The 21716-nt window shown below is 38.8% G+C and carries 21 protein-coding genes and 1 riboswitch; of the genes, 19 read left to right on the plus strand and 2 right to left on the minus strand.

The features are described 5' to 3' along the window. The first annotated feature begins 44 nt into the window (after positions 1–44). From rpoN to AB3H93_RS04925, 8 genes are all read left to right on the plus strand, one after another. Positions 45–1376 carry an RNA polymerase factor sigma-54 gene (gene rpoN, locus AB3H93_RS04890; RefSeq protein ID WP_034699130.1) on the plus strand — a complete coding sequence of 444 codons (1332 nt, stop codon included), beginning with the start codon at positions 45–47 and terminating at the stop codon, positions 1374–1376. Positions 1377–1528: 152 nt separating this feature from the next. Then, complete coding sequence (locus AB3H93_RS04895; RefSeq protein WP_172595671.1) at positions 1529–2620, plus strand: sugar-binding transcriptional regulator; 1092 nt, start codon at positions 1529–1531, stop codon at positions 2618–2620. Between the two features lie 40 nt (positions 2621–2660). Beyond that, complete coding sequence (gene gap, locus AB3H93_RS04900) at positions 2661–3662, plus strand: type I glyceraldehyde-3-phosphate dehydrogenase (RefSeq protein ID WP_010718614.1); 1002 nt, start codon at positions 2661–2663, stop codon at positions 3660–3662. A gap of 110 nt (positions 3663–3772) precedes the next feature. Continuing rightward, on the plus strand, positions 3773–4963 hold the full coding sequence (pgk, locus tag AB3H93_RS04905) for a phosphoglycerate kinase (RefSeq protein ID WP_010718613.1): 1191 nt from the start codon (positions 3773–3775) through the stop codon (positions 4961–4963). A gap of 155 nt (positions 4964–5118) precedes the next feature. Next, positions 5119–5874 carry a triose-phosphate isomerase gene (gene tpiA / locus AB3H93_RS04910; protein ID WP_010718612.1) on the plus strand — a complete coding sequence of 252 codons (756 nt, stop codon included), beginning with the start codon at positions 5119–5121 and terminating at the stop codon, positions 5872–5874. A gap of 115 nt (positions 5875–5989) precedes the next feature. Further along, positions 5990–7288, plus strand: coding sequence for a phosphopyruvate hydratase (eno, locus tag AB3H93_RS04915; protein ID WP_010718611.1), 1299 nt, complete (start codon positions 5990–5992; stop codon positions 7286–7288). Positions 7289–7547: 259 nt separating this feature from the next. Further along, a complete protein-coding gene (locus AB3H93_RS04920) occupies positions 7548–8573 on the plus strand; it encodes an alpha/beta hydrolase (RefSeq protein ID WP_368020232.1) in 1026 nt (341 codons plus the stop codon). A gap of 172 nt (positions 8574–8745) precedes the next feature. Next, positions 8746–9882 carry an ArgE/DapE family deacylase gene (locus AB3H93_RS04925; RefSeq protein ID WP_368020233.1) on the plus strand — a complete coding sequence of 379 codons (1137 nt, stop codon included), beginning with the start codon at positions 8746–8748 and terminating at the stop codon, positions 9880–9882. Between the two features lie 165 nt (positions 9883–10047). Here AB3H93_RS04925 and AB3H93_RS04930 read toward each other — a convergent pair whose 3' ends face one another. Together AB3H93_RS04930 and AB3H93_RS04935 are read right to left on the minus strand one after the other, a co-directional pair. Then, positions 10048–10614 carry an ECF transporter S component gene (locus AB3H93_RS04930; protein WP_010737992.1) on the minus strand — a complete coding sequence of 189 codons (567 nt, stop codon included), beginning with the start codon at positions 10612–10614 and terminating at the stop codon, positions 10048–10050. A 5-nt stretch (positions 10615–10619) separates the two neighbouring features. Continuing rightward, the gene (locus tag AB3H93_RS04935) at positions 10620–11594 is read right to left on the minus strand and encodes a nucleoside hydrolase (RefSeq protein WP_010718607.1); all 975 of its coding nucleotides are present in this window, start codon (positions 11592–11594) and stop codon (positions 10620–10622) included. A 23-nt stretch (positions 11595–11617) separates the two neighbouring features. Continuing rightward, a riboswitch (PreQ1 riboswitch) is annotated at positions 11618–11662 on the minus strand. A 213-nt stretch (positions 11663–11875) separates the two neighbouring features. Between AB3H93_RS04935 and AB3H93_RS04940 the strand changes: the two genes are divergently transcribed. The 11 genes from AB3H93_RS04940 (at position 11876) to atpA (ending at position 21705) form a co-directional block, all read left to right on the plus strand. Continuing rightward, complete coding sequence (locus AB3H93_RS04940) at positions 11876–12871, plus strand: alpha/beta hydrolase (RefSeq protein ID WP_368020234.1); 996 nt, start codon at positions 11876–11878, stop codon at positions 12869–12871. 71 nt (positions 12872–12942) lie between these two features. Continuing rightward, positions 12943–13218 carry a GNAT family N-acetyltransferase gene (locus tag AB3H93_RS04945; protein ID WP_010718605.1) on the plus strand — a complete coding sequence of 92 codons (276 nt, stop codon included), beginning with the start codon at positions 12943–12945 and terminating at the stop codon, positions 13216–13218. 279 nt (positions 13219–13497) lie between these two features. Further along, positions 13498–13734, plus strand: a complete 237-nt coding sequence (gene secG, locus AB3H93_RS04950; RefSeq protein WP_010718604.1) for a preprotein translocase subunit SecG — start codon at positions 13498–13500, stop codon at positions 13732–13734. Between the two features lie 220 nt (positions 13735–13954). After that, complete coding sequence (locus AB3H93_RS04955) at positions 13955–14704, plus strand: carboxylesterase (protein WP_178305784.1); 750 nt, start codon at positions 13955–13957, stop codon at positions 14702–14704. Between the two features lie 2 nt (positions 14705–14706). Then, positions 14707–17073 (plus strand): ribonuclease R, encoded by a 2367-nt coding sequence (gene rnr, locus AB3H93_RS04960; RefSeq protein ID WP_178305785.1) that lies wholly within the window; start codon positions 14707–14709, stop codon positions 17071–17073. A 39-nt stretch (positions 17074–17112) separates the two neighbouring features. After that, a complete protein-coding gene (smpB, locus tag AB3H93_RS04965) occupies positions 17113–17577 on the plus strand; it encodes an SsrA-binding protein SmpB (protein ID WP_010718601.1) in 465 nt (154 codons plus the stop codon). Positions 17578–17877: 300 nt separating this feature from the next. Then, positions 17878–18597 (plus strand): F0F1 ATP synthase subunit A, encoded by a 720-nt coding sequence (gene atpB, locus AB3H93_RS04970; protein WP_010718600.1) that lies wholly within the window; start codon positions 17878–17880, stop codon positions 18595–18597. A gap of 50 nt (positions 18598–18647) precedes the next feature. Next, positions 18648–18863 carry an ATP synthase F0 subunit C gene (atpE, locus tag AB3H93_RS04975; protein ID WP_010718599.1) on the plus strand — a complete coding sequence of 72 codons (216 nt, stop codon included), beginning with the start codon at positions 18648–18650 and terminating at the stop codon, positions 18861–18863. A gap of 209 nt (positions 18864–19072) precedes the next feature. After that, positions 19073–19597, plus strand: a complete 525-nt coding sequence (atpF, locus tag AB3H93_RS04980) for a F0F1 ATP synthase subunit B (protein ID WP_010718598.1) — start codon at positions 19073–19075, stop codon at positions 19595–19597. Continuing rightward, positions 19584–20126, plus strand: a complete 543-nt coding sequence (gene atpH, locus AB3H93_RS04985) for an ATP synthase F1 subunit delta (RefSeq protein ID WP_034699144.1) — start codon at positions 19584–19586, stop codon at positions 20124–20126. Before atpF ends, atpH begins: the two co-directional genes overlap by 14 nt. A 22-nt stretch (positions 20127–20148) precedes the next feature. Beyond that, positions 20149–21705 (plus strand): F0F1 ATP synthase subunit alpha, encoded by a 1557-nt coding sequence (atpA, locus tag AB3H93_RS04990; protein WP_010718596.1) that lies wholly within the window; start codon positions 20149–20151, stop codon positions 21703–21705. Positions 21706–21716: the final 11 nt, after the last annotated feature.

The raw sequence follows: 21716 nt of genomic DNA on the forward strand, positions 1-21716 counted from the left end.
TGTAACGAAACTAAAAAAAAATTACAAGGGGAATGGACAAAAAAATGAAATTTCAACAAAACTTTTCACAAAAACAACAGCAAACACAAAAATTAGCCATGACACAACATCTGCAACAGTCCATCCAGGTATTGCAATATAACAGTGAAGAGCTCTTGGCATTTGTTGAAAATCAAGCATTAGAAAATCCATTGATAGAAGTAGTGGAACCAGAATGGCAATCTGACTATCAGAAGATCAGATCAGCCAATGATAATGAAGAAACCAACTACTTAAATCAAATTCCCGATACCAGTGTTTCCTTATTTGAATCATTGATCGAACAGATCCATTTGAACTATCGGCAGACCTTCTTACGTCAGTTAGTTCTTTATTTAGTCGAGTACATTGATTTAAATGGATTTTTGACGATTGATTTAAAAGAGGCACAAGAACAAACAAATGCTACTTCGATTGAGATCCTTGATGCACTGACGCTGGTCCAACAACTTGAACCAGCAGGTGTGGGGGCACGAAGTTTACAAGAGTGTTTGATGTTACAAACGGAAAGAGATGACTTTGCACCAGAGTTAGCGTATATCGTTTTGGAAGAGTGTTTTGAGTTGCTGGTTGATCGCAAATGGAAAGAGATCGCTCAACGCTTTTCAATCGAACTTAGTGAAGTACAACGAATCTTTGATTACATCCAAACACTTAGCCCAAGCCCTGGACGGATTTTTGATCGAAGCAGTGAATTATATATCATTCCTGATGTCAAAGTGATGGTTGATAAGGACCAAAAAGTGTCTGTCCTTTCTAGACGAGGAAATCAACCAGATGTTCGTTTCCAAGAACATTATTTTAATCAGATGCTTAAAAAAGCAGACAAAGAAACGCAAGCGTACTTGAAAGAACGGAAACAAGAATTTGACTGGTTGAAAAAAACGATTCTACAACGAGGGGATACGATTTTACGGGTGGCTCAAATCATTGTTTCCCATCAACAAGCCTTTTTCACAAATAAAGAACGACCAATTAAACCGCTGACATTAAAAGAAGTGGCAAAAGAGTTGGAAGTACATGAATCCACTGTCAGCCGTGCCGTCAATGGAAAATACCTGGAAACTGAATTTGGGGTTTTCGAGCTTAAGAAATTCTTTACAACTAGACTACAGCAAAGTGGGACAGATACTGAGACCGATCTCTCAGCTGATACTGCACAAAAGAAAATCCAAGAACTTGTAGATCAAGAAGACAAAATCAAACCACTTTCTGATCAAAAGATCGTAGAATTATTAAAAAAAGATGAAATATTGATTTCAAGAAGGACGGTAGCAAAATATCGTGACCTGCTGGGAATCCCAAGTTCATCGAAAAGAAAACGTTATGATAGATAATGTGAATCTCGACTAGAAAAAAATGAAAAGTTTTTTCTAGTCTTTTTTTATTGAAAAAAACGGGTAAAACTGTTAGACTTACATTCGTGAGGTTGAGATTTTCCTTTTAAATACTTAGTAGTAGGAAAGTCGCTTTTCTTTTTTTATCGTACATGGGTCGTTTTGAGTCTACATTGGACAAATATCGTCCAACTAAGGAGATCGCTATGCTTGATGAATTGAAAATGATTGAATCTGTTGCACCGGATATTATCGAGGTTTTACAGGAAAGATATAAAATTTTACGTAATATTTATTGGATGCAGCCAATAGGTCGTCGTAGTTTATCAGAGAGTATGGGCATCACAGAACGCGTATTACGAACAGAAACAGATCTATTGAAACAGTTAGATTTGATCAACACCTCTAAAAGCGGTATGACTTTGACCAAAAAAGGAGAAGAAGTTTATCAAAGTCTTGAGAACTTCATGGATCAACTTTTAGGAATGCATCAGACAGAAAAAAAACTGGCTGAGTATTTTGGAAATCAACGTTGTATCGTGGTATCAGGAAACAGTGAAGAACAGCCTAAAGTGGCGGATGCTTTTGGTGAAGCATTAAATGAAGCTTTAGATTTGTTACTACCGGAGGGCAATAATATCATTGCTGTAATGGGCGGAACAACGATGGCTGTAGTAGCTGAACAACTGACAAATTTGGAAAACAATCAGCGACATAATCTATTTGTGCCAGCTCGTGGTGGTATCGGAGAGGCTGTGACTGTACAAGCAAATTCCGTAAGTGCTAGAATGGCTACAAAAGCAAGTGGAAATCATCGTGCATTGTATGTTCCAGAACAATTAAGTTTAGCAACGTACAATTCCTTGCTCAATGAACCCTCTATTCAAGAAGTGTTAAACTTGATTAGTCAGGCGAATTGTGTTATTCATAGTATTGGACGCGCACTCCATATGGCAGCACGTCGAAAAATGACTGAAAAGGAATTAGTCATGCTGAAACAGGCGAATGCGGTGGCGGAATCTTTCGGCTATTTTTTCAATGAAAATGGCGAAGTCGTATATAAAGTTCCTCGCATCGGAATCGAATTGAAAGATTTGGCAAATGTACCCATCATTCTTGCGATTGCTGGGGGCAAGTCAAAAGCAAAAGCGATTCGCGCCTATATGAAAAATGCACCAAAACAAACGTGGCTCATCACTGATGAAGCTGCAGCAAAAGAGATTTTAAAAGGGGTATCCCTTTAAAATAAATATTTTTTTGATTTTCATAAGGAGGAAATCTTAAATGACAGTTAAAGTAGGTATTAATGGTTTTGGACGTATCGGACGTCTAGCATTCCGTCGTATCCAAGATGTAGATGGAATCGAAGTAGTAGCAATCAACGACTTAACAGATGCTAAAATGTTAGCACACTTGTTAAAATATGACACAACTCAAGGACGTTTCAACGGAACAGTTGAAGTTCACGAAGGTTCATTCAACGTTAACGGAAAAGAAGTTAAAGTTTTAGCTAACCGTAACCCTGAAGAATTACCTTGGGGCGAACTAGGTGTTGACATCGTTCTAGAATGTACTGGTTTCTTCACTTCAAAAGCAGCTGCTGAAAAACATTTAACAGCTGGTGCTAAACGTGTTGTTATCTCAGCTCCTGGTGGAAATGACGTTCCAACAATCGTTTATAACACAAACCACGAAACATTAACTGGTAAAGAAACAGTTATCTCAGGTGCTTCATGTACTACTAACTGTTTAGCTCCTATGGCTAAAACATTAAACGACAAATTTGGTGTTGTTGAAGGATTAATGACAACTATCCACGCTTACACAGGTGACCAAATGACTCTAGACGGACCTCATCCTAAAGGTGACTTCCGCCGTGCACGCGCTGCTGCTGCAAACATCGTTCCTAACTCAACAGGTGCTGCTAAAGCTATCGGTTTAGTAATCCCTGAATTGAACGGTAAATTAGACGGAGCTGCTCAACGTGTTCCTGTACCAACAGGTTCATTAACTGAATTAGTTACAGTTCTTGAAAAAGAAGTAACTGTTGACGAAATCAACGCAGCAATGAAAGAAGCTTCAAACGAATCTTACGGATACAACACAGACGAAATCGTTTCTTCTGATATCGTTGGTATGACTTTCGGTTCATTATTTGACGCTACACAAACTAAAGTAATGACTGTTGGCGACAAACAATTAGTTAAAACTGTTGCTTGGTATGACAACGAAATGTCTTACACTGCACAATTAGTACGTACTTTAGAATACTTCGCTAACTTATAAGATAGACCAAACGTACAAGTGTAATTTATAAGCATGTACACTTAAAAGCGGGGAAGCAATCGCGCTTCTTCCGCTTTTTTTGATAGTAAGTTTATTTAGGAGGAAATAAAATGGCTAAGAAAACAGTGAAAGATATTGATTTAAAAGATAAAAAAGTTCTTGTCCGTGTTGACTTTAATGTTCCTTTGAAAGATGGCGTGATCACAGATGACACACGTATCAAAGCAGCATTACCAACAATCAACTACGTATTAGAACAAGGCGGAAAAGCAATTCTTTTCTCTCACTTAGGACGTGTAAAAACGGAAGAAGATAAAGAAGGTAAATCTTTAGCTCCAGTTGCAAAACGTTTAGGCGAACTATTAGGAAAAGAAGTAACTTTCGTTCCTGAAACTCGTGGTGCAGAATTAGAAGCAGCAATCAATGGCATGAAAGATGGCGACGTGGTTGTTTTTGAAAACACTCGTTTTGAAGACATTGATGGCAAAAAAGAAAGCAAAAATGATGCAGACCTAGGTAAATACTGGGCTTCATTAGGTGATGTATTTGTCAATGATGCATTCGGTACAGCTCACCGTGCGCATGCTTCAAACGTCGGAATTGCTTCAACTGGTATCCCAACAGTTGCTGGATTCTTGATGGAAAAAGAAATCAAATTTATCGGTGAAGCCGTTGAAGAACCAAAACGCCCTATGATCGCAATCTTAGGTGGCGCAAAAGTTTCTGATAAAATCGGTGTAATCGAAAACTTGATTCCTAAAGCAGACAAAATCTTGATCGGCGGCGGAATGACTTACACATTCTACGAAGCTAAAGGAATCAAAATCGGTAACTCTTTAGTAGAAGCTGATAAAGTTGAATTAGCAAAAGAATTGATTGAAAAAGCTGGCGACAAATTAGTCTTGCCAATCGATAACGTTTGTGCTCCAGAGTTCTCAAACGATGTTGAAACACAAGTAATCGAAGGCGATATCCCTGAAGGATTGATGGCTTTAGACATCGGCCCTGCATCAGTGAAATTATTTGCTGATACATTACAAGGTGCAAAAACAGTTGTTTGGAACGGGCCAATGGGTGTGTTCGAAATGAGTAACTTTGCTAAAGGTACAATCGGTGTTTGTGAAGCAATCGCTAACCTTGAAGATGCAACAACAATCATCGGTGGTGGTGACTCAGCAGCAGCTGCAGAACAATTAGGTTTTGCTGACAAATTCACACATATCTCAACAGGTGGCGGCGCAAGCTTAGAATTACTAGAAGGTAAAGAACTACCTGGTTTAGCTGCAATCAACGATAAATAAGCATCGTTCGTTGTATCTGATTTAGATGAAGACAGCTGCTTTTTGCAACGGTGAATTGATTCAAACTCAAATAAACTTAACCAAAAAGCAGCTTTTTCTTTTTATACGTGGAGGAGAGTTCCACGACTCATAATTTTAAAGGAGTGCATACTGTCATGCGTAAACCAATTATCGCTGGTAACTGGAAAATGAACAAAACTGCATCTGAAGCAAAAGAATTTGCTGAAGCAGTAAAAAACAACATCCCTTCAAATGAAAAAGTTGATTCTGTTATCGGATCACCTGCTTTGTTCTTACAAGAACTAATGGCTTCAGCTGAAGGAACAGAATTAAAAATCTCAGCACAAAACTGCTACTGGGAAAACTCAGGTGCATTCACAGGTGAAACTTCACCAGCTGCTTTAGCAGACTTAGGTGTGGACTATGTGATCATCGGACATTCAGAACGTCGTGAATACTTCCATGAAACAGATGAAGACATCAACAAAAAAGCGAAAGCTATCTTTGCAAACGGCATGATCCCAATTCTTTGCTGTGGTGAATCTTTAGAAACTTACGAAGCTGGAAAAACAGCTGAATGGATCGAAGGACAAATCACTGCTGGTCTTGAAGGATTAACAGATGGCCAAGTAAGCAACATGGTTATTGCTTATGAACCAATCTGGGCAATCGGTACTGGTAAATCAGCTGATGCACAAATTGCTGACGAAATCTGTGGCGTTGTACGTCAAACAGTTGAAAAATTATACGGCAAAGAAGTATCTGATGCAGTACGTATCCAATACGGTGGTTCTGTAAAACCAGAAAACATTGCTGAATATATGGCGAAAGAAAATGTTGACGGAGCATTAGTTGGTGGCGCAAGCTTACAAGCTGATTCATTCTTAGCATTATTAGACGCTGTAAAATAATTAGTGAAAATTTGCGAAAAATGCAAGAAATGTTTGCACTAACGCCTAAAATTAACTAAAATCGTATATGAGGGAAATCCCTTAGGAAAAAACAAACTCAAAGGAGAGACAAAACATGTCAATTATTACTGATGTTTACGCTCGCGAGATCTTAGACTCACGCGGTAACCCAACAATCGAAGTAGAAGTATACACAGAAAGCGGAGCTTTTGGCCGTGGAATGGTTCCTTCAGGTGCTTCAACTGGTGAATACGAAGCCGTTGAATTACGTGATGGAGACAAAGCTCGTTATGGCGGTAAAGGTGTAACTAAAGCTGTTGACAACGTAAACAACATCATTGCTGAAGCAATCATTGGCTACGATGTACGTGACCAAATGGCAATCGATAAAGCTATGATCGCTTTAGACGGAACTCCTAACAAAGGTAAATTAGGTGCGAACGCAATTTTAGGTGTATCTATCGCTGTTGCTCGTGCAGCTGCTGACTACCTAGAAGTACCTTTATACCACTACCTAGGCGGATTCAATACAAAAGTTTTACCAACTCCAATGATGAACATCATCAACGGTGGATCACATGCGGATAACTCAATCGACTTCCAAGAATTCATGATCATGCCTGTTGGCGCTCCAACATTCAAAGAAGCTCTACGTATGGGTGCTGAAGTATTCCACGCATTAGCAGCAATCTTGAAATCTCGTGGATTAGCTACTTCTGTTGGTGACGAAGGTGGATTCGCTCCTAACCTTGGTTCAAACGAAGAAGGTTTTGAAGTAATCATCGAAGCAATCGAAAAAGCTGGCTATGTACCTGGTAAAGACGTTGTTCTTGCTATGGATGCTGCTTCTTCAGAATTCTACGACAAAGAAAAAGGTGTTTACGTATTAGCTGATTCAGGCGAAGGCGAAAAAACAACTGACGAAATGATCAAATTCTACGAAGAATTAGTTTCTAAATATCCAATCATCTCAATCGAAGACGGATTAGACGAAAACGACTGGGACGGATTCAAGAAATTAACTGACGTATTAGGCGACAAAGTTCAATTAGTTGGTGACGACTTGTTCGTAACAAACACTCAAAAATTATCTGAAGGTATTGAAAAAGGAATCGCTAACTCAATCCTAATCAAAGTTAACCAAATCGGTACTTTGACAGAAACTTTTGAAGCAATCGAAATGGCTAAAGAAGCTGGCTACACAGCAGTTGTTTCTCACCGTTCAGGTGAAACAGAAGATTCAACAATCTCTGATATTGCTGTTGCAACAAACGCTGGTCAAATCAAAACTGGTTCTCTATCACGTACTGACCGTATTGCTAAATACAACCAATTACTACGTATCGAAGACCAATTAGGCGAAGTTGCTGAATACAAAGGTTTGAAATCTTTCTACAACTTAAAAAACAAATAATTTTAGGACGATCAAATAAGTACGGCGATAGCAGAGCGTCGATTATGTAGCTGTGCTGGTCTACTTCATTCTAAAGTTATTAAAAAGTACCTTTCTCTTATCTTGAAGATAGGAGAAAGGTCTTTTTTTGCAGAAAAAATTTAGAGATTATCCTAACAAAAACTGAATTACATAATCGTTTTTTGTCACGTTTACAAACGATTTAATTATTGCTAAAATATTACGATAAAAGCAAAAAACAGAATAATGGGGAAAGTGTATGAAAGCAAAAATTTTAAAGGGGTTCAAATGGTTCGGTATTTTGCTTCTCAGTACCATTTTATTGGTCGTGATCGCTTTTCAAGTTTCGCCAAGACCAGGTGCTTATGTGATCCGACATCTGTTTAGCGACGCTGTAACGATCACAGATAAAGAAACGTATGAACAAGCAAAAGCAACCACTAGTTTGCTCGCCGATCGTTCTTATCAGTCGCAATTCAAAAAAAACAACTATGATATCTATTCTCCTAAAGATAGTGAAGCACCATTGCCAACGTTGATCTGGGTTCACGGTGGAGGTTATGTGAGTGGGGATAAAGCAGGAGTAAAAGAATTTGCAACAAAATTAGCTTCAGATGCGCACATCGCAGTTGTTGCTATGAACTATGAGCCGGCACCTAGCTCTCAGTATCCCAATCAAGTAGTCCAAGTCAATGAATTAGTCCAACAATTAAAAAAAGAGAACAATCCGAAGTTGGATCTTTCGAAGCTGATTTTTGGGGGTGACAGTGCAGGCGCTCAGATTGCCTTACAGTATGTCACTATCCAAACAAAACAGCAGTATGCAAAAGAAATGAAGATGAACCAAATAATCGATCCATCGGCGATCAAAGGGGCCATTTCTTACTGTGGGCCAGTTGACTTGCAACAAACAGCAAAACAGCAATCGAGTGATCGATTGATGCATTTCTTCGTTAAAACGGTAGCTTGGTCTTTGATTGGAACGAAAGATTGGCAAACAGACGAACGCTTATATCAAGCTAGTTTAGTTGATCAAGTGTCAAAAGACTTCCCGCCTACGTATATCACAGATGGAAATGCGTATTCTTTCCAAGATCAAGGGATTGCTTTCGCAAATAAATTAAAAGAGTTAGACGTTCCTGTAGACGAACTATTTTATAAAGACCAGAAAAAAGAAATCAGTCATGAATATCAATTTAATTATTCATTGCCAGAATCAAAAAAATGTTATGAGCAGACGGAGCGGTTCATTGAAAACTGTTTTCGATCTACAACAGCTCAATAACGAATTGCCGAAGCATCCCGAAATAGCTCCTTCTATTTTGGGGTGCTTCGGTGTCTTTAGACATAGGAGTGTCAATGGCTGCTGCTAGCTAATCGACTGAGAATGGATGAATGATTGAAAATGATACACTGTTTCAGTAAAATAGAAAGAAACAGCAGGAGTGTGGGACAGGATGGGAAATGAAGAAAAAATAGCTATTTTACAAGAACTGATCCGAATCAAGTCAGTGAATGGGAACGAAGGGGAAGTAGCCGCCTACTTAAATCAATTATTGAATCAACATGGAATCCAAGGAGAAATCATTTCTCACACTGAGGGGCGTGATAACTTGGTGGCGACGTATCAAAATGGTCATGGAAGAGTATTAGGTTTGTCTGGTCACATGGATGTTGTGTCTGTAGGAGATGAATCGAATTGGACCTATCCGCCTTTTGCAGCAGAAATAAAAGGTAATCGCTTGTATGGACGTGGTACTACCGATATGAAAAGTGGGCTAGCCGCTATGGTGATTGCGATGATTGAATTGAAAGAGTCTGGGAAACCGTTTAACGGGACAATCAAATTATTAGCGACAGTAGGGGAAGAAGTCGGAGAATTAGGTAGTGAACAACTGACAAAAGCAGGTTATGTCGACGATTTAGACGGATTGATCATTGGTGAACCAACCAATTACAATTTGATGTATACTCACATGGGTTCAATAAACTATACCGTTGTTTCTCATGGTAAAGAAGCCCACAGCTCAATGCCTCAAGAAGGCTACAATGCGATCAACCATTTAAATGACTTTATTACGCGTACAAATGAGCAAATGGATGCTTTAGCGAATGATTTCCAAAATTCAGCGTTAGGAAAAACGATTCATAACGTTACAGTGATCAACGGAGGAAATCAAGTCAACAGTATTCCAAGTCAGGCGCAATTACAAGGAAATATCCGCTCAATCCCTGAATTTCCAAACGATCAAATCATTGATTTATTACAAAAGATCGTGGATGAATTGAATGAAGGAACGAACTATCACTTAGAATTGACGATTGACTACAATAAGATTCCTGTGAAAGCAAATCCTGATTCTTCGTTGATCCACCATATTCAAAAACAGTTCAAGCAACCATTGCCCCTAGTAGGTGCAGCAGCAACGACAGATGCAGCTGAATTTACTAAATCCGCTCACTCCTTCGATTTTGTGGTATTCGGTCCCGGAGTCGTAAACTTGCCTCATCAAATAGACGAGTATGTAGAAATCGATAATTACTTGGATATGATTGACACATATCAAGCAATCATCTTGTCTTATTTAGCATAACAGCCTATTTTGGTTCAAAGTACAAAAAAGTACAAAATAGATCCTTCAATTAAATCAAAAAAAAGCAAAACATGAAATTTGTTTTGCTTTTTTTTGATTTACTAATTGAAGTAACCGACTTCTATTCGCACGTATATTTACTCCAGCTCATCACAACTACGCAGCTCAAATCGCTCTGTTCACAACCCTTTTCGGCAATGCCAAGACGACAAGGGTGACGACGACTACTGAGAGCAGGCGGTCGAGGTAATCGGTACCCGCTTGAACGAGAATCACGCTCATTGTTTGATTGAACCCAATTCCATGGAGGAACTGAACGATCATGCTTGAACCAGAAGAAGTGACTCCCCCAAAGAGTTTTACAGTGATTAGGGAAGAAAGGATGGTTCCAGGCAGTGATAAGACAAGTGCCCAGAAAACTAAGGTCCAGCGGTTCTTACTTCGAGTAAATCGTTGATGGAAAATCACTCCAGCAAGTAAACCTGTTACCATTTGAACAGGTGAATAATACAACGAGAAGATATCGGTGGTAACACCACTTAATACCCCGCTGGCTAAGCCAGTGAGTAACCCAAATACCGGTCCTAACAAAGTCCCAGCGAATATGGTACCGATCGAATCAAGATAGATCGGTAATCGTAGCCATAATGCAATGGTTCCGCCGATATAATTGATTCCGATACATAAAGCGACGATCGTAATCGTCTGTGTGGTGATTCTTTTTTTGCGCATGTTTTTCATCCCATCTTTAATCTTTCCAGATCTTTTTTAATCGTTTCTTCTTGTGCATTTAAAAGAACGGTCAAAAACTTCCGAAAAAATAGATGAGTATCAACTTCTGTCATAATGGTGCTGTTTGGTGCTTTTTGCCAAAAATCAAAGCGATCGACTAGTGTTTGCCCACGGCTGATTCCTTGCGTTTCAACAGCGGTATAACTAGTAAATCCCTGACAAATGCTTTCGTCGATAAAGTAGGCAACGGCCAGAGGATCATTGATGACGCACCCTAGGATTCTTTCTTGTTGCCAGTGAAAATCGAAATAAAAACGAGTGATCGCTTTTAGAAATTCTCCTTCTTCAGGATTGAGCTGACAACAATATTCTAATAAGGTAGGTGTCAAAACGATTTCTCTCGTAACATCTAAACCGACCATTTCAATCGTGTTCCCTAAATTTTCAAACACAAAGGCAGCTGCATCAGGATCGCACCAATAATTGTACTCAGCAACTGGTGAACAGTTTCCGTGGCTTTTGTAGGTGCCACCCATTGAAATAAATCGCTCGAAATGTTTCCCTAAATGTGGATTTTTCATCAAAGCACGAGCAATATTGGTCAAAGGGCCAAGTGCAATGATCGAGGTGTTTGTTTCTTTAGAAAAGTATTCCGCCAAAAAATCGACTGCTGATTTTTCTTCTATTTGTTTTTCTTGTACTTGAGCAAAGTTTGTCTCGCCTAATCCGTCCATCCCATGAGTGTCTTGTGCGCTAATAAACGGCTGTTTCAACGGTTGTGTTTGCCCTTGATAGACGGGGATGTCTAAGCGTCCGCAACGTTTCAAACATTTGAAAACATTTTGGCTACCGATCGTCACAGGTACATTACCGCAGACCGTCGTGATCGCAACTACCTCGATTTCGGGGGACTTGATGGCTAACATCAATGCTAAAGTGTCATCGATTCCAGGATCGCAGTCAATAATTACTTTTCGCATTATTTCCAATCTCCTTTCTGTAGAGATACTTAGTTTTTTATTCTGGGAAGTTTCCGAACCAGTCCAAGGATACTCCTTGATTAAAATGCACGGAATCAGTATACTGGCTTTTAAATAAAATGTAAATGTTATCTTATTTTTTATTCCTATTTGATTGGTTTTAAATTTCAATGAAGCCTAGGGTGAAAACTTGAGCAGTTTTTTTAGAAAATGGTACAATGGAATAGAAGGCTATACGGATTGATAATAGAAAAAATATTTATGGAAAGCGGGGAAGATAAGTGATTGTCATGTATCTTATTCTTATAGTTCTCATTTTAGGCGCAGTCATTTATCGTGGACTTTCTTCTTACTATGCGCAAAAATTAATTCAATCGGGTTTACAAAGAGGATATGATTGGTATGAGAAAACTGGTCATCAGTTGATGGACCCATCGGCTTTTACGATCGTGGAAAAGCAACGGCAACTTGCGGAAACAGAAGCTGAGGGCTTTTGGAATAAAGGCAAAGAAATCGAAGTCAAAAGTCATGATGGGTTAAAACTGTTAGGACGAATCTTTCAAAGTTCCTCTACCAACAAAAAATGGGTTGTTTGTGTCCATGACTATCGAAGTGATGGGAAAACAGATATGTCTTATATTGGAAAGAAATATGCAGAAGCAGGGTTTAACGTCTTGATTCCTGATTTGCGTGCTCACGGCAAGAGTGAAGGAGAAATCATCGGAATGGGTTGGTTGGATCGTTTAGACTTGATTATCTGGATCAACTATATTTTACAGATGCAGCCAGATGCTAACATTATTTTACATGGGAGTTCAATGGGTGCCTCTGCTATCATGATGGCTAGTGGGGAAAAACTACCTCCTGCAGTTCGAGGGTTTATCCTGGATAGCGGGTTTGTTTCCGTCTATGCGGAGTTTCGCTACATGTTGAGCAAACTAACCTTTCTTCCTAAAAAAATGATCATGCGCCATGCAAATCGCTATGCAAAGAAATATGCTGGTTATTCTTTGAAACAGGCGTCAGCAACCCGTCAGTTGGGCAGTAACCATCTGCCAGTATTGATCATTCATGGGGAAGAGGATCAGTTCGTTCCAGTCAGTGCCGCTTATACGATCCAAAATGCAACAGCTGGTGAAAATGATCTTTTTCTGATCCCAGAAGCCCAACATTTAGAAGCAGCCGTGAAAGATCCCACCAAATATTGGACGGTTGTTTTCTCATTTATCGAACAGCGAATCGATTGGAGAGAATCAGGTTATTCCGAGTATAAATAATTGTTTGCTGAGAACTAGACTGTTAGAATCAAGGAGAACAAATTATTTGGTCAATACGGGGAGTGGCGAAAATGGAAATCAAAGAAGAAAAAAATCGTTTCGTATTATTGAATGATGAAGCAAAAGAAATCGGGGAAATGACTTGGTCTGATGCAGGACCAGACATCATGATCATTGATCATACATTTGTAGAACCAGAGTATCGTGGACAAAAATTAGCAGAAAAATTAGTGCTTAATGGCGTAGAACTAGCTCGAAGAGAAGGTAAAAAAATTATTCCATTGTGTCCATATGCGAAGAAAGAATTTGAAAGAAAACCTGAATATCAAGATGTGCTTCGTAAATAATCGACTCGTTTTCGTACGATCGTCAATGAATGAAATGATAAAAAGTGGATCTATCCGCTAAATGAACTTTTTTTAAATTAGAGAAACCGAAATTGTAGCAACCGGCTATCAGCGGTGTTATTCTTTCGGTTTTTTCGTCTTTTCAGTCTTTGCCCATGAATAAGTACTAATACTAAATGTTATCTAAAATTGGAGCCCCATTCGCAAGAGAAGGTTGTCAGAGTTTTTTTTATATGATAAAGTAAAATAGATGATATTTTACGGAAAGGAGGCTGCTTAATGTATAATGTAATTTTAGGAATCGTGATCGTGTTATCGATTGTAATGGTCATTGCAATCATGATGCAACCAAGTAAACAAAACAGTGCAGCAAGTGCATTTACTGGCGGAGCGGATCAATTATTCGGTAAACAAAAAGCACGTGGTTTTGAAGCAGTCATGCAACGTTCGACAGCGGTAATGGGTGCCATTTGGATGATTTTATTATTTGTACTAGCCTTTTTATCTTCTAAATAAAAAGTTGATTTAACGATTAGTCGAAATAATTATGAATCGTTTTTTCGTTCAAAAAATTTCGGCTTAATTTTTTAAGTAGTTGATTTGAATGAGCGAAAAAAGAATTCCTTTCATGCAGAGCAGTGATTGACGTCGCGGCTCTTTTTTATTTGCCAAAAGAGCGGTTTTGTCCTAAGGGATCGCCAATCTATGTTAAAATGAGAAGAACGAGGTGAACCTAATGAAAAGTCTACCAAAACCCCTTTATGCAAAACATAGCAAGAAAGCTGTGCTACTCTTACATGCCTATTCTGGAAGTCCGAATGATGTGCGCATGCTGGCTCGATATTTGGAAAAGTCAGAATATACTGTCTATGCTCCATTATTTACTGGACATGGAACGCTAGCTCCACAAGACATTTTAGCGCAAAAAACGGAAACATGGTGGGAAGATACGAAACAAGCCATCCACTTTTTAAAAGCAGAAGGTTTTTCCCAAGTTGCCGTTTTTGGATTATCAATGGGAGGAATCTTCGCTGTTCGAGCATTAGCAGAACAGTCAGAGATCATTGGCGGCGGATGTTTCTGCTCACCGATTTCACCAGTTGAAAATCATGTACCAGAAAATTTTGAGCGATATGAACGTTATGTGCTAAAACTTGCAGGGGAATCTGAACAGGAAATCGAAGAAACTGTCGCTGCGCTTCGACCAAATGTTTATCAGCAATTAGCAGAGATACAAAATCAAGCAGCAATTACAGAAGGAAAACTTAGTGACATCCAAGCACCTGTTTTTTTAGCCCAAGCCGGTCAAGATGAAATGATTGATCCAGCTGGAGTCTACGAAACAGCAAAAAAATTAGCCGATAAAAGAGTGACCCTTCAATGGTATCCCAACAGCAAACATGTGATCACCGTTGGAGAGTCTAGAAAATTACTGGAAAAAGATGTGTTGGAGTTTCTAGAGAATTTACCTTGGAATGAGGAATGAAAATGACAAAAGAAACATTGAAAGAAAAAATTATTTTTTTTATTGAGAGCGAGCGCAAAAAAAGCTTTTCAATGGAAGAAATCGCCCAAGGATTGGGCTTGCAAAAAAGTGAAGATTTCAAACTACTCGTTCAGACAATCGCTCAAATGGAACGAGAACAAAGTGTGGTCTTTACCAAAAAAGGAAAAGTGAAGCTACCATTAAAACCAGTATTGATCGAAGGAACGTTTCGGGCCAATGAAAGAGGATTCGGCTTTGTGACGATTGATCCAGAAGAAGATGATATCTATATTCCTAAAGAAGCAACTGGGTATGCCATGGATGGCGATACGGTAGCGATCGATATCATAAAAACGGCCGATACTGCGATGGATCGTGGAGCAGAAGGTAAAGTAGTTGAGATCCGCAAACGAGCAACTACGCAGTTAGCTGGAGAATTCGTGGCTTACACAGACGACGAGATAAATGAAACGGATCTTTATGGGGTGGTTATCCCAAAAGACAAAAAATTGAATCAGTTTAAAGTTTATGCAGCAGCTGAAGGGATTCGACCAGTTGATGGGAGTATCGTAATGGTTGAGCTGACCCATTATCCTGAGAAAAACTATGCGACCAGTTTAGAAGGTATTGTCAAACAAGTCATCGGCCATAAAAATGATCCTGGAATGGATATCCTATCGATTGTTGTCTCAAACGGGATTCCGACAAAATTTCCAGATGATGTCTTGGCAGAAGCTAATCAAGTGCCAGATACGATCAATGAAAAAGACCTAGTTGGCCGGAGAGACTTACGTGAACAACTGATCGTGACGATTGACGGAGAAGATGCCAAAGATTTGGATGATGCCGTTACTGTGAAAAAATTAGCCAACGGTAATTATTTCTTAGGTGTACACATTGCAGATGTTTCCAATTATGTGACCGAAGGAAGCCAGTTAGATCGTGAAGCTTACGAACGAGGAACGAGTGTGTATTTAACCGACCGTGTCATTCCAATGATCCCACAAAGATTATCAAACGGGATTTGTTCATTGAATCCTCACGTACCAAGACTAACAATGAGTTGTGAGATGGAGATTGATCCAAATGGTCAGGTGGTATCTCATGATATTTTCCCAAGTGTCATCCAAACGACGGAACGAATGACCTATACAGCGGTCAATCAGATTTTAGAAGAACAAGATGAGCAGGTAATGGAACGTTATCAGCAATTAGTGCCGATGTTTCAAGAGATGCAAGAGCTACATCAAATTTTAGAAGAAATGCGGATTCGTCGAGGAGCGATTTCTTTTGAAGACCGTGAAGCAAAAATACTCGTAGAACCAGATGGACAACCAACTGATATCTTATTGCGAAGCCGTGGCGTAGGCGAACGGTTGATCGAATCTTTCATGTTGGCAGCAAATGAAACGGTGGCGGAACATTTTAATAAACGCAACTTTCCATTCATTTATCGGATTCACGAGCAACCTAAAGAAGAAAAGATGCAACGTTTCTTTGATTTTGCTTCCGCACTAGGAATCGTCGTTCGTGGAACAAAAGGAACGATCACACCTAAAGATCTTCAAAAAGTCATTGAAAACGTTGAAGACAAGCCGGAATCAGCTGTTATCAATACGATGCTGTTGAGAAGTATGCAACAAGCACGTTATTCAGAAGATAATTTTGGACACTATGGATTAGCTGCGGAATATTATACGCATTTCACTTCGCCTATCAGACGTTATCCAGATTTGATCGTTCATCGCTTAATTCGCTCGTATGGACAAGACCCAAGTGAAGCAAATCAAACTTATTGGGAAAATGAGCTACCCGAAATTGCGGAGCATAGTTCGAAGATGGAACGTCGTGCGGTCGAGGCAGAGCGTGAAGTAGATGCAATGAAGAAAGCTGAATACATGATGGATAAAGTAGGAGAGGAATTTGAAGGGATCATCAGTTCAGTTGTTAAATTTGGGTTGTTTATCGAATTACCCAATACGATTGAAGGGTTGATCCATATCAATGAGTTGAAACAAGACTATTTCCACTTTATTGAGAATCATTTAGCATTAGTAGGCGAACGAACAGGGTTAACTTTTAAAATCGGTCAAAAAGTGCGGGTAAAAGTCATCAAAGCAGACCCGGAAGAACGTGCAATCGACTTTGAATTGATTGATGCAGAAGAAATCGTTCCATTAGAACGTCCAAAAACGTCAAACAAAAATCGTCCTTCTAATCGTCATCAAAAACGTTCATCAAAATCTCATACTGAACGGAATGGAAAGAAAAATTCCTATTCAAATGAGCGGAAAAAAGGAAAAGGACCATCTAATAAAAAAGGGAAAAAACCTTTTTATAAGGGAATTAAGAAGAAAAAGAAAAAATAACCAATAACCACTATGAATACCAGTTTGGAGGAATGTCATATGCCAAAAGGCGACGGAAAGTTAATCGCCCAAAATAAAAAGGCTCGCCATGATTATTCGATTATCGATACGATGGAAGCAGGAATGGTGCTGCAAGGAACAGAAATCAAATCGATCCGAAACAGCCGAATCAATTTGAAAGATGGATTTGTCCGTATTCGAAACGGTGAAGCATTTTTGCATAATGTTCATATCAGTCCCTATGAACAAGGCAATATTTTTAACCATGATCCGTTACGAACAAGAAAGTTACTATTACACAAAAAACAGATTTCACGGCTAGAGACTGAAACAAAAAATACCGGGGTCACGATCGTACCCTTAAAAGTATATATTCGTGATGGGTATGCCAAAGTTTTGATTGGTCTTGCGAAAGGGAAGAAATCTTATGACAAGCGAGAAGATCTAAAACGAAAAGATGTGGATCGTCAAATTGATCGAACATTAAAAAATTTCTCTAGATAATTTCATTATCCTTTTTCGCATATTCGGTGCTTTTAGGTTTACTTAATGATAAAATTTGTTAGCATTTAATCTGATAAAGCATGATATCACAGGTTTTTTCTTGTAAAACGCCACGATGATTTTTAGGAAAAAGCAAACTTTTTTGACTGAAATAAAAAATTGTCTGATTTTCATGAAAATGTTTTGAATTTTCTGTTTCATGGTGGTATGATACCGTTTGGTTAGAAAACGATTTAGAAAAACCAGATGTACACATGAATTTGATTTTATGTGAAATTCAGGGAAAAGAGGTGAAATGGATTGGATGAACGCTCGCTAACGTTCCATATTGGACCGGTTTGGTTTGATGGTACTGTTTGTATGATGGTGTTATTGACCTGTTTGATTGTCTTCTTCTTAGTTTACTTCTTTACAAGAAATCTTAAGATGAAACCAACGGGGAAACAAAATGCGCTGGAATGGGTCATTGACTTTACCCGAGGGATCGTAACAGATAATCTGCCTAGAAAAGAATTGAATAATTTTCATTTGTTGGCTTTTACATTGTTCTTGTTTGTCTTCGTGGCAAATAATATAGGTTTAATAACGAAAATCGTCTTACCTAGCGAAACAACACTTTGGAAAAGTCCGACAGCAGACCCGTTTGTTACTTTAACTTTGGCATTTATAATGATCACACTTACTCATTTATTCGGGGTGAAAAAGCTTGGATTTAAAGGGTATTTTGTAAATTCGTTCTTGAAACCATATAGTTTCATGTTTCCAATGAAGCTGATCGAAGAATTTACGAACCTATTAACACTTGCTTTGCGTCTTTACGGGAATATCTACGCGGGGGAAGTTTTACTTACCTTGATTGCCAATATGATGAATAATTTAGGTTGGTTCTCATTACCGTTAGCAATTCCTTTAGAGATGGTCTGGATCGCATTCTCATTGTTTATCGGAAGCATCCAAGCATTTGTCTTTGTCACTTTATCGATGGTATATATGAGCCATAAGATTGAAGTAGAAGAGTAACATCGTTTTTAACAAACTACTATTTATCTATATTTAGGAGGAAATAAATTATGAATTATATCGCAGCAGCAATCGCAATCATGGGAGCAGCTATCGGAGCTGGTTATGGTAATGGTCAAGTAATCTCTAAAACAATCGAATCAATGGCACGCCAACCTGAAATGTCTGGTCAATTACGTACAACAATGTTCATCGGGGTAGCCTTAGTTGAAGCTGTTCCTATTCTAGGTGTGGTTATTGCCTTGATTCTAGTCTTTGCTGTTTAATCAATTAACTGTTTGAGGATAGGACTACTGTCACTAATCCTCTTTTAATTGTCAAAAACTGAAAAAAAACAACCTGATTATTTTCAAAATAATTGAGTTGTTTCATCATAATACTAGAACAAAAGGCGTTGAGGAGGCTGTTTCAATCATTGAAGTCAGGATTCCTTCATCATCCATGAGATACACCTTAAAGAAAGGAAGGCTAGCCTATGCTGAATCAATTGGCAATTGCAGAAGTTGGTAATCCGATGTTAGGTAATATCATCGTTGTCAGCGGCTCATTTTTGATACTAATGTTTCTATTGAAACATTTTGCTTGGGGACCAATCAGCGATATTTTGAAAAAACGTGAAGATAAGATCGCCAATGATTTAGATTCTGCCGAAAAATCTCGCATCAATTCAGCAAAAATGGAACAAGAACGCGAACAACAATTGTTAGCGTCTCGCTCTGATGCAGCTGATATCATTAAAAATGCGAAAGAAAGTGGAGAATTAAGCCGTCAAAATATTTTGAAGGAAACACAAGAAGAAGTTGCACGTCTAAAAAGCAAAGCGCAAACTGATATCATGTTAGAACGTGATACAGCTTTAAACTCTGTAAAAGATGATGTAGCAGATCTTTCTCTTCAAATCGCGGCTAAAATCTTGAACAAAGAATTGTCTCCAGAAATGCATGAATCTTTAATCAATCAATATATCGAAGGTCTAGGTTCTTCAAATGAAACTAGATAAATATACTGTCGGCAGACGCTACGGTAAAGCACTATTTGAACTGGCGATCGATTCAAATAGCGCAGAAGAAATTTACCAAGAATTACTAAGCTTACGCCAAATCTATAGTGAAGTACCTGGATTAGGCAACGTACTTAGTGACGTCCGCTTAGAACCTCACGAAAAACGAATCATTATGGATAAACTTGTCAGTGGGTTTGACGGTATCGTGAAAAACTTTTTAGAAGTGGTCTATAGTTATAATCGGATGTCTGAATTATCGTTTATGATCGATGAATACGAACACCGTTACAACGATTACAAAGGACTACTTTTAGGTAGTGTAAAAACAGCAGTACCACTTTCTGATGAACAATTACAAAAACTAGAAATGAATGTTGCAAAAACAATGGACTATCAAACAGTTGAATTGAAGCAAATCGTTGATTCTTCTATTATTGGTGGGGCAATTGTTGAAGCCAACCATCGAGTGATCGACGGAAGCATTCGCACGCAATTAGAAAAAATGCGTAATCAATTAAATAGATAGTACAAAGAGGTAGGTGAATCGAATGGCTATCAAAGCAGAAGAAATTAGTGCCTTGATCAAAGAACAAATTGAAAATTATCAAAACGTGCTTTCAGTCGAAGAAATCGGTACCGTGACTTATGTCGGTGACGGGATTGCTCGTGCACACGGTTTAGAAAATGCGATGAGTGGTGAGTTGCTTGAATTTTCAAACGGCTCATACGGAATGGCGCAAAACTTAGAATCAAATGATGTAGGTATCATTATCCTTGGTGATTTCGAATCCATTCGTGAAGGAGACAAAGTAAAACGAACAGGTAAAATCATGGAAGTTCCAGTTGGGGACGCCTTGATCGGACGTGTCGTTAATCCGCTAGGTCAACCAATCGATGGGTTAGGAGAAATCGTTACAGATAAAGCTCGTCCAGTCGAAGCAATGGCACCAGGCGTTATGCAACGTAAATCTGTCAATGAACCAATGCAAACAGGTCTAAAAGCCATCGATGCTTTAGTTCCAATCGGACGTGGCCAACGTGAATTAGTTATTGGTGACCGTAAAACGGGTAAAACATCTATCGCAATCGATACGATCCTTAACCAAAAAGGTCAAGATATGATCTGTATCTATGTGGCGATCGGTCAAAAGGATTCTACTGTGCGTACACAAGTAGAAACTTTGAAAAAATATGGAGCAATGGATTACACGATCGTAGTCAATGCGGGTGCATCACAACCTGCGCCATTACTTTATATTGCGCCTTATGCAGGAACTGCAATGGGTGAAGAATTCATGTACAACGGCAAACATGTATTGATTATCTTTGATGACTTATCAAAACAAGCTGTTGCTTATCGTGAACTTTCATTGCTATTACGCCGTCCTCCAGGTCGTGAAGCTTATCCAGGGGATGTTTTCTACTTGCACTCACGTTTATTAGAACGTGCGGCAAAACTAAGTGATGATTTAGGTGGCGGTTCAATGACTGCTTTACCATTTGTTGAAACACAAGCCGGAGATATCTCGGCTTATATTCCAACAAACGTTATTTCAATCACTGACGGACAAATCTTCTTAGAAAGTGACTTGTTCTACGCCGGAACTCGTCCAGCCGTTGATGCTGGGTTATCCGTTTCCCGTGTAGGTGGTTCTGCTCAAATCAAAGCAATGAAAAAAGTGGCAGGAACATTACGTCTTGACTTAGCAAGTTACCGTGAATTAGAAGCATTTACCCAATTTGGTTCTGATTTAGATGCTGCGACTCAAGCGAAATTGAATCGTGGACGTCGTACAGTTGAGATCTTGAAACAAAAACTTCATGCACCACTAGCTGTTGAAAAACAAGTAGTTATCTTATATGCTTTGACACATGGATTCTTAGATAGTATTCCAGTTGACAGCATCTTAGATTTTGAACATGAATTATTTGAATATCTAGATACGAATCATGCAGATATCTTTGAAACGATCCGTACAACGAAAGATCTTCCAGAAGAAGAACGATTGAATCAAGCGATCCAAGAATACAAAGATATTTTCTTAGCGACAAAAGGAAACACTTCTTCAACAGAAGACAAATTGAAATCCATTCAAAATGCATAGTGAGGTGAGAT

This window comes from Enterococcus sp. C74 (assembly GCF_040887125.1).
GTDB lineage: Bacteria > Bacillota > Bacilli > Lactobacillales > Enterococcaceae > Enterococcus_B > Enterococcus_B hirae.